This is a genomic window from Paenibacillus sp. FSL E2-0178 (genome assembly GCF_038593005.1).
In the GTDB taxonomy this organism is placed as follows: domain Bacteria; phylum Bacillota; class Bacilli; order Paenibacillales; family Paenibacillaceae; genus Paenibacillus_AQ; species Paenibacillus_AQ phytohabitans.
In genome coordinates this window covers 899,936-912,708 of the sequence record NZ_CP151953.1, presented here as the reverse complement: position 1 = coordinate 912,708, position 12,773 = coordinate 899,936, and the positions used below count along the sequence as shown (strand labels likewise).

10 protein-coding genes and 1 pseudogene are annotated in these 12,773 nt (G+C 50.2%); 3 read left to right on the top strand and 8 right to left on the bottom strand.

Features of this window, described 5'->3' with window-relative positions; all coding sequences use genetic code 11:
- Positions 1-106 precede the first annotated feature (106 nt).
- Both MHI42_RS03870 and MHI42_RS03865 read right to left on the bottom strand, forming a co-directional pair.
- Positions 107-1,477, bottom strand: coding sequence for a deoxyribodipyrimidine photo-lyase (locus MHI42_RS03870; protein ID WP_342422815.1), 1,371 nt, complete (start codon positions 1,475-1,477; stop codon positions 107-109).
- Entirely contained in the window at positions 1,474-2,001 is a 528-nt protein-coding gene (locus tag MHI42_RS03865; RefSeq protein WP_342422814.1) for a MepB family protein, read from the bottom strand. Before MHI42_RS03865 ends, MHI42_RS03870 begins: the two co-directional genes overlap by 4 nt.
- Before the next feature lie 156 nt (positions 2,002-2,157).
- Here MHI42_RS03865 and MHI42_RS03860 point away from each other — a divergent pair, with 156 nt between their 5' ends.
- Positions 2,158-4,071: a serine hydrolase domain-containing protein gene (locus tag MHI42_RS03860; RefSeq protein WP_342422813.1), complete on the top strand. Its 1,914-nt coding sequence runs from the start codon at positions 2,158-2,160 to the stop codon at positions 4,069-4,071.
- Positions 4,072-4,225: 154 nt separating this feature from the next.
- Here the strand turns inward: MHI42_RS03860 and MHI42_RS03855 are convergent, their stop codons facing one another.
- Complete coding sequence (locus MHI42_RS03855; protein WP_342422812.1) at positions 4,226-6,514, bottom strand: accessory Sec system translocase SecA2; 2,289 nt, start codon at positions 6,512-6,514, stop codon at positions 4,226-4,228.
- A 263-nt stretch (positions 6,515-6,777) separates the two neighbouring features.
- The gene (locus MHI42_RS03850) at positions 6,778-7,536 is read right to left on the bottom strand and encodes a DUF975 family protein (RefSeq protein ID WP_342422811.1); all 759 of its coding nucleotides are present in this window, start codon (positions 7,534-7,536) and stop codon (positions 6,778-6,780) included.
- Positions 7,537-7,667: 131 nt separating this feature from the next.
- Between MHI42_RS03850 and MHI42_RS03845 the strand changes: the two genes are divergently transcribed.
- Positions 7,668-8,351: a type IV toxin-antitoxin system AbiEi family antitoxin domain-containing protein gene (locus tag MHI42_RS03845; protein WP_342422810.1), complete on the top strand. Its 684-nt coding sequence runs from the start codon at positions 7,668-7,670 to the stop codon at positions 8,349-8,351.
- A 181-nt stretch (positions 8,352-8,532) separates the two neighbouring features.
- Here the strand turns inward: MHI42_RS03845 and MHI42_RS03840 are convergent, their stop codons facing one another.
- A complete protein-coding gene (locus MHI42_RS03840; RefSeq protein ID WP_342422809.1) occupies positions 8,533-9,390 on the bottom strand; it encodes a sulfurtransferase in 858 nt (285 codons plus the stop codon).
- Positions 9,391-9,543: 153 nt separating this feature from the next.
- Positions 9,544-9,801: pseudogene (locus MHI42_RS03835) on the bottom strand (sigma factor); the annotation flags it as partial.
- A 117-nt stretch (positions 9,802-9,918) separates the two neighbouring features.
- Between MHI42_RS03835 and MHI42_RS03830 the strand changes: the two are divergent.
- A complete protein-coding gene (locus MHI42_RS03830) occupies positions 9,919-10,884 on the top strand; it encodes a phosphotransferase (protein WP_342422808.1) in 966 nt (321 codons plus the stop codon).
- A 104-nt stretch (positions 10,885-10,988) separates the two neighbouring features.
- Here the strand turns inward: MHI42_RS03830 and MHI42_RS03825 are convergent, their stop codons facing one another.
- Both MHI42_RS03825 and MHI42_RS03820 read right to left on the bottom strand, forming a co-directional pair.
- Entirely contained in the window at positions 10,989-11,921 is a 933-nt protein-coding gene (locus MHI42_RS03825) for an aminoglycoside phosphotransferase family protein (RefSeq protein ID WP_342422807.1), read from the bottom strand.
- Between the two features lie 239 nt (positions 11,922-12,160).
- Positions 12,161-12,532: a hypothetical protein gene (locus tag MHI42_RS03820; protein ID WP_042136889.1), complete on the bottom strand. Its 372-nt coding sequence runs from the start codon at positions 12,530-12,532 to the stop codon at positions 12,161-12,163.
- Between the last annotated feature and the right edge of the window lie 241 nt (positions 12,533-12,773).

Below are 12,773 nucleotides of genomic sequence, written 5' to 3'. Positions count from 1 at the left end.
GAATGTCCGGATGGACCCTTCTTGTTATAAGCCACTCTGATTCTTGTGGAAATAGACTGCCTCCGCACAGCCAGCGGAATCCGCGTCTGCCGTGGGTTCCGGCAGCTCACTCTTGAGACGCAGCTCCTTTGCTGCTCAATATTTCCTTGTAGAGTTCTATTGCCAGCGCCCGTGACCGCTTAAGATCAACAATGGCATCAGCGCGGGGCAGGTGGATGGCTTGGTCTGACAGTTCTGACAGCTCAGGCATCCAGGTGCGGATATAGCTGCCGCTGGGGTCGTGGGTCTGAGACTGGGTTACCGGATTCATCACCCGGAAATAAGGCGAGGCATCGTATCCGAGTGAAGAGCTCCACAGCCAGCCGCCGCGGTTCAAAGTATTGTCATAATCGCTAAGCTTCAGCCGGAAGTAACGCTCGCCGTAAATAAACGGACAGCCGAGATTCTTGGTCAGGAACATCGCCGTAATCATCCGCAGCCGGTTTGGCATCCAGCCCGTTTCATTCAGCTGGCGCATAGCTGCATCAATGACCGGAATACCGGTCTTGCCGAGGGACCATGCCTCGAAATTATGTGTCCCCAGAGCTGAAAGATCATACATATTCTCGTAGTTGAAAAACACAGGATCCAGCCGTGCCTGATACAGATAGAAATCCCTCCAGGCCAGCTGTCTCAGCCACTCTTCCCCTAAGTGCTCATTCTCCGTAAGCCGGTTATAGACTGTCCGGACAGAAATCGCCCCTGTATTAAGATGCCTGCTGAGCCGGCTTGTCCCTTCCTGCGAATAGTTATCACGGTGTGCCGCATAATGCTGCAGCTCCTTTTGCAGGAAATCCTCCAACAGATGACAGGGGCGCATAGTCTGCGCAGGCTGGGCAAGCGCTGTGAGCAGCCGGTTAATCTCTCCGGGAATCCGGAAGGTGTCTGTTATTTGCGGATGAATCTCCACGGTTTGCAGTTCGTGAAGACCCGTAGAGTAGGGAGGCCGGAAGCGTTCCGAGAGGAAGCTGCGCCAGCGGCGGTAAAAGGGGGTGAATACCTTAAAGGGCTCACTCCGCCCGCACCAATCCATGAAGTCTTCCAAGTCACAGAGCATACTGTCATGATGGGTGTGAAACCGTAGGCTCAGCGCATGGGCCGTGTCACGCAGAAGCCTGTCTCTTTTCAGAGCATAGGGGGTATAGTCGGCATGGACCCTAACCTCATGAATCGGATGAACCCCGGCCAGACTCCTTAAGATAGCATCCGGCTCCCCGTAAAGAATATGCAAAAGCTTACCTTTATGCGCATATTCCTGCTGCAGGCTGGATACATGCTGGAGGAAATTCAGGCCGCTATGCTCAAGATAACGTTCATTCCGTAACAAAAAAGGCTCCAGAATCAATACATGCAGGGAGTTTTCCTGCGCAGAGCAGATGGCGTCAAAAGCGGGAAGATCATCCGTCCGCAGATCCTTCCGGTGAATGAACAGAATCATAGCTGTAGCTCCGTTGGTTCATACAACCGGGTTAAGGCCTGCATATGCTGATCGTTCATGGGAGCTATTCTCGAAAAATAAGGCAGCTGCCATTTCTGCGCAGCAGAAGCCTGCTTATTAGTCACGGTATCCCAGTCCGGATACACGCGCATTGCCATTTTCCCTGGTGTATCCTTGTCCGCCAGCACCCCGTGCATTCTCAGCACGTCTTTGGGAAAGACGAACTGTCCACTCTCCCCGCTGAAGGGATGGAAGGTATGGATTACCAATATATCGGGAGCGTCCATATAGGCAAATGCCCGGTTTTTCCGCTCCGCATCCTTTTCCCAGAAGACGACAAACTGCCCTGTCTTCGTTGGGGTGATTTTTGCAACACGAAACCGAACGGACCGGGTATTCAGCTGGAACCGCCCTGCGCCGTATTCGGCATTCTGCGGTTCTTCCCGCACTGAATCAACAGTGAAGCGGGCCGGTGCATAAAATGTATCAGTTATATAAGCTAACGTATGATAAAAGTTATTCATGAGATGCCTTCTTCCTGAGTGGGTATAATGCTGTCTCCAATTAAGATAATACCAGTCCATCCGGCATAAATGTAAGCTGTTTGTAATGTTATGGAGGAAGATATTTGTTAGAATGGGGGAACTGCAGGAATTTACTCGACTAAAGGAGAGGTTTAATTGTTAAGAAAAGGATTTACCGTTATGTTCTCAATACTATTGCTATTATCCGGCAGTATCACGGCATTTGCTGCCGGGAAAGGCAGCGGGGGAGCAGAGGGAGCAACCCCATCAGGGATTCCGCTGACCCGTTTGGAAGCTTTTGTCGACGATTATGTAAAAGAGTACATAGGACAACAATCCGTAGGTGCGTCTGTTGTTATGGTAAAGGATGGCCGGGTGGTACTGTCCAAGGGTTACGGATACGCTGACTTGGAGCAGCAGGTCCCTGTTTCGAAGGATACGGTAATGGAATGGGGCTCAATCAGCAAGCTTACCGTATGGACCTCTGTAATGCAGCTGGTTGAGCAAGGAAAGCTCAATCTGAATGAAGATATCCGCAAGCTTTTGCCGGACAATTTCCTGACCAGGCTGAAATATGATGATCCCATAACGATGCTTCATCTGATGAACCACAATGCCGGATTCGAGGAGTATATGTTCGACATGGCTTATCAGTCCCCTGAGGAAGTACGCTCTTTGGAAGAGGGTCTGCAGCTGGCCCAGCCGGCCCAGATTTACAGACCGGGTGAGGTTATAGCCTACTCTAACTACGGCAACTCACTGGCTGCCTATATTGTGGAGAGAATCAGCGGCCAGCCATATCATGAATACGTTCAGCAGCATATTTTTGATCCCCTCGGGATGAAGGATTCGATTGCCTATTCTGTTGTAGAGGACCGTCCGGAGCTGCTGGAGCATAAAGCTAAAGGTTATTTCTTCGAGGGAGAAGGGGCCTTTACGCAAGGATCATGGAATTATATGTCCATGTACCCTAACGGAGGCAATAACGGCACTGCAGAGGACCTGGCTAAGTTTGCGATGGCGTTCATGCCTGCAGCCGGAGAAGCATCCCCTCTATTTGAGAAGCCGGAGACACTGGGCACGATGCTGACTCAGAGTTATACCTCAGCTGAAGGAATGCCGGGTATTGCCCATGGGTTCTGGGAATATCCCGGAATGAAGCGTACGCTTGGACATGGCGGAAATACGATTGCATTTGCCACCAATCTGCAGATTGTGCCTGAAGACCGGTTCGCGATTATAATTATGACCAATCAGGCCAGCGAATCCAATATTGTACATGGTCTGACCAAAGCTATACTGGGCACGCGTGAGCAGGCAGATGCCGGTGATCTGCCGGATTCGTCAGAGGTTCAAGGTGAGTTCATGGCTGCGCGGCGCCCCGGACACGGCTTCATGAATCTATTCCCCTATCTTACGCTGATGAAGCTTGAGCCGCAGGGGGAAGATCAACTCCGGGTATCACTTGCCGGGATGACCGGAAGCTATAAGCAGGTTCAGCCCTATCTCTATGAGAAAGTAAGCGGAGACTCGGCGCTGGATGCCTGGCCAATGCTGCATGCCACAGTCAGTGAGGGGAAGGTGGAGGCCATCTCGGTATATACGACAGATTATTTGCCGCTGCCTGCTGGGAAGTCAATGCCGGTGCTGCTCATGAATGCTGTGCTTGCGGTACTGGCCATCCTCTATTTCGTTATCGCCCCATTTGTATTGCTGATACAGGCAATATTGAACAAGCGAAGAGCCGGAACACGCCCTGCACCTCGTGCCGTCAGCCGTATGCTGGCAGCTGGCCTCACCTTGACAGGTACCGGCATTGTGGTGAACAACCTGATTCTGGCCTTGAGGATGCTAAGCAACAATGAACGAGCCTATGCAGAAGTGTATCCGCAGATTTTGGTTAACTATGGTCTGACTGGACTGGCGGTGTTGTTCTTGGCCGCGTTGCTGCTATCCTGGAGGAAGAACCGCTCTGCTTCAACTGCCCGTGGCAAGTGGTCTGCTATTCTTCCTATAGTCATGATGGCTGTTCTGGTGGGGTTGCTTGTATTCTGGCAGTTCTACAGTTAAGCAGGGGAATTACATTGTAAATAACGCCTGACGAATTGAATTTTCCTAAGCTGATTTCCAATTGTTCGTCATTACTGAATACATCGCCAAGTGCCGTATACGCACCGGCGATGTATTTTTGTGTGTTCCTGATTAATCAGCTGCGCTGCAACAATTAATATTTAGGCAGCTTGAGTACCGGCCATAATAGCTTCCTCAATACCGGACGAAGCCAATAAGCCAATACAGTCGTTCCGGTCCATGAGCTGCGCTTATTCTGCAGGTATTGATCGTTGATAATATAAGTCCGGGTAGAAGGGGGACTCTTGAGACCGAACTCATCCCATTTTGCCGGATCATTCGAGCCATTGAGCCTTTTAAGCATATTTGCTGTTTCATGGTCTATTTTAGCGGGGATCTGTTCGTAGGCCTGGGAAATTTGCATATGAAATTCATCGATCGGACTGCGGCTGGCGAGGCTCTCCAGGTGGATGCTTTCACGAAGGTAAGAGACGTATGCCAGATGGTCCGCCCAGAACGCGTCGATATAAAAAAGCCGTACCCGTTGCTCCGCAGGGCTCATCGGTTTCGTGCCTTGCAGAATTCCGAGCCGCTCCGCGTATAGAATCCGCCTCTGATCCTCCAACATATCCGAATAACCGTTCAGTTCCTGGTGGATATCGAAGTTTTGGCTCATAATAACGCGCTGGGTATGCGCGATTTTGCTGCGGAGCAGCGGACCATCGAGAGCCTCATCCTGCCTGGGAACGCGAACCGCTTTATCGAATCCGAACCGCAGCATCAGCTCGTCCTCTAAGCTTACGTAGAATACGGAGGCTCCCGGGTCGCCTTGGCGGCCGGAACGCCCGCGCAGCTGGTCGTCGATCCGTACGCTTTCATTCACATGGGTGCCAATCACGTACAACCCGCCCAGCTTGGCTACTACCTCTGCCTGCGCGGGGTCACCACCACCGAGCCGGATGTCGACGCCGCGTCCCGCCATATTCGTAGACACCGTGACGGCGCCGGCTGCTCCGGCTTTGGCGATGATCCCGGCTTCTTCTGCATCGTTTTTTGCATTCAGAACCTGACAGGGTACACCCGCAGCCGCTAATGCCTCTGCCAGCATGTCAGACTCCTGGACACTGGATGTTCCAATGAGAATAGGACGTCCCGCCTTGTGAACGGACGAGATTTCTTGTACAAGTGCTTTAAATTTGGCTTCTTTATGGGTATAAATCACGTGCGGATGGTCGATTCGTATGTTTGTCCGGTTCGGTGGAATTTGCACGACCTGCAGCATGTAAACCGCTTTGAATTCCATTGCGGAAGCGTGCGCGGTCGCCGTCATTCCGCAAATTCCCGGATACAGGCTAATGAAATGCTGGAGGGTAATTGTGCCGAGAATTCTCCCTCCAACGCTCCACTGCAGCCCTTCTTTGACCGCAAGCGCGGCTTGCAGCCCGTCCGGTAAATACCTATTCTCGGCCACGCGGCCGGTATATTCCTCGATCTGCTCGATTTTACCGTCCCGGACGATATAATCAATGTCTTTGTTTAATAACGATTCCACATGCAGCGCGCAATTTAATAACGTTAACAAGTGAGAATTATGGCTATCGTACAAATTTCCGCAACCCAGCAGGGATTCCGCCTTCGCAGCGCCGGCTTCATTCAAATAAACATTCCGCTGGAACTCGTCGAAGTCGTAATGCTCCACGGGCTGGAGGTGCCGGGCCACTTCTGCGAACAGAATGCCGTCACTGATGGAAGAGTCCGACTCCCCGCTGATGACCAGCGGCACCCGCGCTTCGTCAAGAAGCAGCGAATCCGCTTCATCGACGATGACATAGTGGAACGGACGATGAACGGTATCGGCTTCGCTTAGTGCGATCGTGTCGCGCAAGTAATCGAAGCCTGCCTCTTTCGCCGTAACGTAGGTTATATCGGCGGCGTATGCTTCCCGTTTCCGGGACAGGCTCATGCCCGCCTGCACCGGCTGAACCGTTAATCCGAGGAAACGATACACCGGACCCATCCACCCGGCATCGCGCTTGGCCAAATAATCGTTAAAGGTCAGCACATGAACCCCTTCGCCGGTCAGTGCATTTAGATAAGCAGGCATAACCGCAGATAGCGTTTTTCCTTCACCGGTATGCTGCTCGATTAAGAATCTCTCATGCAGTGCGATCGCAGCCATGATCTGGACATCGTAGGGCTGTAGTCCGAGCGTTCTTTTCGCTGCCTCACAGACAAGCGCATATGCATCAACAAGCAGCTCGTCCAATGGCGTACCCGACCGTGCTTCTTTTTGCAGCCGTAGGGATTCCGCTTGAAGCTGGCTATCCTCCCATGCTTGCAGATTCCGGCTCCTGATGAGCTCCGTTTGGTCCTGATAGATCTTCAGCTTACTCCGGTTATCGTAGTCTTTGAATCGATGCATCAGCTTGACGGCTATATTCATAGGAATATCTCCCTTCGGTAGTAGAATGAAGTCCAATCGCTCCACAATATGGAATGCTTTGCCGGGCTTCAAGCTCATAAACTTCGTATTACTACGTAAAAGCCTGCCCAAAGTTTCTATTTATTTCCTCCCGGGCAAAATTGCCCGAAAGACGCGGTCTTACATACAAAAGCAGCAGTAACCTCCGGTCTACGGGGCTGCTGCTGCTTTTTCATAGGGTGCAATCTGTCCTAAATAGTGGTATGCAGATAACAGATAGGTTTCTAGTAAAAGGGGGTCTGTGCTAACCGGAGTTCATGGGCTGTTGTCAAATTATACGAAAGCGCATTGTGGCGCAACTCCAGGTACAGCTCGGCCTTCGTGGCGTTGATATAGGGCTGGACAAATAAGACGCCGATGCCGAGTGCCAGCAGGCCCAGCAGAATCCAGCCAATGAAGCTCAAATCAAGCACAAACATGCTGAATTTATGACCGCGTGTCATTTGCTTGCTTAATTCTACTGCGCGGTTATATCCAATGTGCGGATTGTCCGCAAGGATGTAAGGCACCTGGCTGTACGCATAGGATTTTACAATGCCAGGAATGATCAGCAGCAGGAACCATAAGAAATTCAAAAAACCTCTCCAGAGCATAGTTAGAACAATAGCCCAATACCGGTCCCTGTTAAATGCATAGCCGACATTGCCCATCCGGACTTCTCCCTCGGCAGATCGTTTGAAGTAACGCAATGAACCAACAGCAAGGGGGGAAGCGATCAGGATGTATAACGCTATTCCAATTACTGCGAAGATGCCAATTATGAATAATGCGATTGCAAGAAAAGATCCTAACACGCTCCAATCTAATTCCACACCGGAGCTGGAAATTTTAGAACGTGCCGACGATCCCCAGTTCCGATCAAAGCTTGGAATACCTGAGCCTTCTCCGAGCAAGACCAGCAGTAAACTTACTACAAAAGCTTTCCAATACGAGGTGCGGAGGACATTCTTAGCCCTTCCCTTTATTTCTTTACGATCCCACATCAAAAAACCTCTTTCCTTTTGCATTTTGTTCTTCGTCTTACAATTGATACCATAGATTATGTCATTAGACAAACAATTAATTACTGTGACTTTTGACTGGAGAGTGAAGATTGCAGAGTGAGGGAAGGACAATGGGCTTTAGGGAAGAACATGAGCATTGGCTGGGCGAACATGTTAAACGAAGAAAGGGAGAACGCCTGGATGCACTAAAACGCGGTCATGGCTATGGTAACCGCTTGTTTATCGAAGAGGTATGGTGGCCGCTGGCGGGACATTATCAGGGACTACACCCGGAATATGAAGTTAAGGATGGGCGTGGCAGATCCTATTTTGTCGATGTACTATGGGAGGTCGGAGCCTCGCGTATTGCATTTGAGATTATGGACTTTGGCTCACATGGCACGGACCGGAGCAAATACCGGATGGACCTGAACCGCGGGCTTTTCCTACAGTCACAGGAATGCATGCTGCTTTTTATATCGCTGGATGAGCTGAAAGAAAATCCGTCTTTCATCCTCTCCGCGCTGCGGAGCATTCTGTATCCATATTTGTCGGCAGGAATGTCTGCACATAGAATCGCTGAGAGAACCTATTCTAAAATCGAATGTGATTTGATGCGGTCAGCCATCCGTCACCATCGTGTCCTTCGCCCGGCAGATGCCGCGAGAGAGCTGGAGCTGCACACGATGACGGTCATAAAATACTGCCGCAAGCTGGTGGATAAAGGGAAATTTCGCCCCGTGGCAAGAGGAGTATCTCAGCGGGTGATTTATTATGAGTATATGGGTACGCTCCAAAGTCCAGATTTGATCTGAAGAGTAATATGGCCCACGATACTTATGGAAAGCCAGACATTTAAAGAGGCGGGACGGTGAATTCGTGTAATTGTATGCGGAAAACCGAATACAAAGTACGGCTGCGAAGGTAAATTGCTTCTCTAATTGGCTGGAAAGTAACAAGAGCCCGTGCCAGGCAGGCACGGGCTCTTCATGGTAACTATTCGCCAGTGGCGACAGCGTTCTCTTCGTACGAAATCCAGTCACTCCAGCTCCCCGCATACAGCCGCACGTTCTTGTACCCGGCCTTCTCCAAGGCCAGCACATTCGGGCAGGCGGTTACGCCGGAGCCGCAATAGACGATAATCTCAGCTTCCTTGTCTAATCCGGCAAAATGCGCCGCAAGTTCATCGGCGCTCTTGAAGCTGCCGTCTGCGTTCTGCGTGTCTTTCCAGAAGTAGTTGACCGCACCGGGGATATGCCCCCCGACCGGGTCCAGGGTCTCATTCCGGCCGTGATAGCGCTCATTGGCCCGGGAATCGATCAGAATGGTATTGGCAGCATCAGCCCCAGCATCAGCCGTCTTCTCCGACACCCGGCGAACCTCTTCAACATCCACCAGCATCTGCGTCTGCACATTTGCTGTAAAAGTACTCGGCACCCGCACCGGCTGATGATCTGTCACCGGGTATTTCCCGGCTTTCCACTGGCTGAAGCCGCCTTCCAGGATGAATACCTGCTCGTGTCCGAGGTAGCGCAGCAGCCACCACAGCCGGGCAGCGTTCATGCTGCTCTCATCGTCATAGGCAACGATACGGGAATCGTTCCCGATTCCGAGCTTCGCGAGCCGTGCCGCCAGCACCTGCGGATCAGGCAGGGGATGACGGCCGCCATGCATGCCTACCGGACTGGACAGATCCAGCTCCAGATCGAGATAGACAGCGCCTGGAATATGTTCTTGTTCATAGCTTTCCCGGCCTGCTTCGGGTTTGCCCAGGGTGAAGCGGCAGTCGATGATAGCCTGCTCCGGCTCATAGAGCCTAGCCAGCAGCCAGCGTTTGGTAACAGTAGCGTCCATAAGTATCCCATCCTTTGCATGTTTCATATGAAATACATTATAGCGGAAAAATCACAGCTTGGCAGAATATGCTCCCTAACAGTTAATTCTGTTCTGCGAATTGGGCTTCAACAGCTGCAGTTGCAGGAGGCAGATCCATGTCTTGCTTCCAGATCAGAATCGGATTATTATCCTTGGGGCCATAATAGATGGCCTTGATTTGAGCTTTTGTTCAAGATTAAGACTGCTTGCCTGCAGCGTTTCCTGCGGCTCAGCGGGTTCCCGGCGTTTTTGCTTCTCCATATAAGTGAAGTAGGTATTTTTAGCGATTTGACAGAGCCAGACACTGATTTTACAATTGCCTTTGAACTGGTTAATATTTTTCACGGCTTTGACAAACGTTTCTTGCGTAATTTCCTCAGCAATTTGTGTATTCCGGCGTAGATATGCTCTACCTCGGCCACATGTTCACCACCTTACATAGATAAGAACCGGCTGCGGAAGATTCGTTACAGCTCAGCACAAAAAATGAGAAAGGGGTACAAGCCTATGAATACCATTGTAAGCCAGGCCTGGCCGGAGTGGAATGGAACGTTAAGGAAGCGGAGCGGAGGCTGGAATAACACCACCTACTTCGTGGAGAAGGACGCCCGCCTCGCTGTACTAAGGATCTATGATACACATCGGGACCGGAATAAAATAGAGTTCGAGCATGCTGTGCTGCAGAAGCTGGCTATACTGGATTTGCCGTTTAAAACCCCCGTTCCCATTCTTACCTCCACAAGGGAAACGATGGTTCAGCTAGATGAGGGGGAAGGAAAACTCGCTTGCCTGTTCGGCTATATTGATGGTGAATCTCCCGCTGAACAGGATTCCGGCTTCTATGAGTCGTTCGGTGAGGCGGCCGGGACATTATCTGCTGTGCTCGCTGATGTGAAGCCGGAGAGCCCTCCTGTATACAGGCCCTACTATGAGCTGGGGCGGTCGTACCCGCTGTGCACCCGGGAAGCGCTCCGCGACCTGTTGTTGAATCCACCTGAATCTCTCCAGGGTTTGCTGCCCGAACTGAAAGTGCTGGTTGAGGCTTATGAAGGTGTGGCAGACGCACTGGAGCAGCTGGAGGAATTACCCCACCAGCTGGTGCATGGCGATCTTAATGCCTCCAACCTGCTGGTGGATGCGGAGGATGCTGCGCAGGTGACGGCGCTGCTTGATTTTGAGTTCTGTACCTGGGATGTGCGGGCCATGGAGGCTGCGGTCATTCTGTCCGGAATGCTGTGCCACGAAGAGGAAGAGCGGATTATCCGTGATTTCTGGCGGGGCTTTAGCCGCAAGATCATGCTTACCGCAGAAGAATTTGCAGCGATTCCGACGCTGATCCTGCTGCGTAAGGTCGACGTCTTTCTTCATTTTGTCACCCGTTACTGGAAAGGCATTGATGAAGTGAAGGTGCTGCAGGAGCAGATCGCAGTGCTCGCTGCAGAGGTGATACAGATGTCGGGCGGGAAGGTGTAGCTGGAATTTTATTTGCTTAAAAGCGAGCGAATAACAAATAAGACCTGTAAGTAGAAGCTTAGCTGAAAGAGAGCTTCTTACGGGTCTTTTGGCCGTATTCAATCTTATAATAAATTATTATCATAAATCCTATGTAAAAGCTCCCTGCCATAATGGATGACGTTCGGCTGTTTGTTGAGGGTGCCCCAATATATATCGCCAATTGCCATCTTAATGCAGCAGATTTGCACTTCTATATTCCTCTCCTTAAGTATCTCGGCTCCATAGCCTTCGAAATATGCTTTCATAGCACGTTTATTATCTTTGAAATACCGCCCGAATAGAATGGAGAAGTTATCCACATCAATACCCCATAACATATTCTCAAAATCAATCATTCCGGTGAAAATACCGTTATTATCAACCAGCCAATTCCCTGGTGTAGAATCCCAGCTTATGGGGACTGGTTTAGCAGGCTCAAAAATTTGAGTGTTCTGAAGAGCCCAATGGGTTAACTCGATCTCTGAAGATTGCAGCAACCCTTCCTGAGTACACCGCTTACTAACATCAATAATTGAATTGGATATATATTTAACCGGGTCTGCATTATGGTTTAACTCAATTGGATTTCCATTCTTATCGGGGCGGCCAAACCAACGGCCATTCTGTGAATGATGTAAGACTCTTGTAAGTTCACCAGCTTTACGGTAAGCAGCATCATTAGCTGCGGAACTTAGTTCCGCTTCTCTCAGGATTGTCCCATTAATCGAAGTTATCAATATCGCTTGCCATTCATCGCCCTCAAAGGAACTGATCAGCTCTGGTACATACGGCTTCAAGTGACCTGTCCAATGAGTATAAGCAAAAACTTCCGGATGCCATCTTTGTTTTCTGGTATAGGTTTTTAAGTAATAACATTTGTTGCCGGTGTCTGAACTAAGCTTCCAGACTCCTGTCCTTACGCTATTTAATCTTAAATTAGCTATGACTTGAAAGGTGCCAATGGCGGATAGAACCAATCCGCTTAATTCAGGTGGATATATTTCTAGATTGAGCATGCTTATCCTAATCCTCCTCAAGCGTTGCCGATACTATTGACATTTCTAACATATCATATTGTTCAGTCCGCGGATATTTTTGTTTACTGCCTGCCGCCCTTGAATTTGTCTCTTACCTAATAGTGATGCCGTACAGTTTGAATGTTAATAACAGTCCGGCTAACAGCCTTGAACAACCAAATAGGGCACACTCCGGCTGGGTGATACCGGAGTGTGCCCTATTTGTCTTGCGGATGCTACTAGATCAGCCGGTAACCCGAAGGCAGATTTCCGCTGCTGCGGATGCTGCGGATTTGTGCCAGGGTCAGCCTTTGGTTAGTTGAGATAATCGACTCTACATCGTTGCCGGAGATAAAGTCATCCAGATCACGGATGCTGTGGTTCCCGCGAAGCACACGGAAGCTGCCTCTGAACCGGGTTCTGCTGAACAGGACGAGCGTAGCATTGCTGCTGGTGGAGAAGAAACGGAGACTTTCGATTCCGTCCAGAATATTGTCGGTATTACGGATACCCAGATTGCCCCGGTAAATTCTGCTTCTTCCCCGGTAGTTTTCTTCGCTGTACACGGTCAGCCGCGGATAAGTCTGTGAGATATGAACCTCTTTGTCCATGCGAACTCCTCCTCGAAGCTGGAATGGCAAATGCAGTACGATACTGTCAGATGCAATACTATTCTATGATTGCTTTGGAAGACTGGTATGGTTAAACCCCCCGCATGAATAGCCTGTTTCCGGAGAGGAAAAGGAAAAAATTAACAAACGGTCTTTACAGATCGAAATGTCTAGTGTACTATTTAACTAACACACCAATACAATGTTGGGAATACACAGTTGGAACAAAGCTGGAAACAAT

Coding starts and splice junctions, on each gene's coding strand:
- MHI42_RS03845 (WP_342422810.1), top strand. CDS start 7,668: ATGGGCTTTAGGGAAGAACATGAGCATTGGCTGGGCGAACATGTTAAA.
- MHI42_RS03855 (WP_342422812.1), bottom strand. CDS start 6,514: ATGAATATAGCCGTCAAGCTGATGCATCGATTCAAAGACTACGATAAC.
- MHI42_RS03870 (WP_342422815.1), bottom strand. CDS start 1,477: ATGATTCTGTTCATTCACCGGAAGGATCTGCGGACGGATGATCTTCCC.
- MHI42_RS03830 (WP_342422808.1), top strand. CDS start 9,919: ATGAATACCATTGTAAGCCAGGCCTGGCCGGAGTGGAATGGAACGTTA.
- MHI42_RS03820 (WP_042136889.1), bottom strand. CDS start 12,532: ATGGACAAAGAGGTTCATATCTCACAGACTTATCCGCGGCTGACCGTG.
- MHI42_RS03840 (WP_342422809.1), bottom strand. CDS start 9,390: ATGGACGCTACTGTTACCAAACGCTGGCTGCTGGCTAGGCTCTATGAG.
- MHI42_RS03850 (WP_342422811.1), bottom strand. CDS start 7,536: ATGTGGGATCGTAAAGAAATAAAGGGAAGGGCTAAGAATGTCCTCCGC.
- MHI42_RS03865 (WP_342422814.1), bottom strand. CDS start 2,001: ATGAATAACTTTTATCATACGTTAGCTTATATAACTGATACATTTTAT.
- MHI42_RS03825 (WP_342422807.1), bottom strand. CDS start 11,921: ATGCTCAATCTAGAAATATATCCACCTGAATTAAGCGGATTGGTTCTA.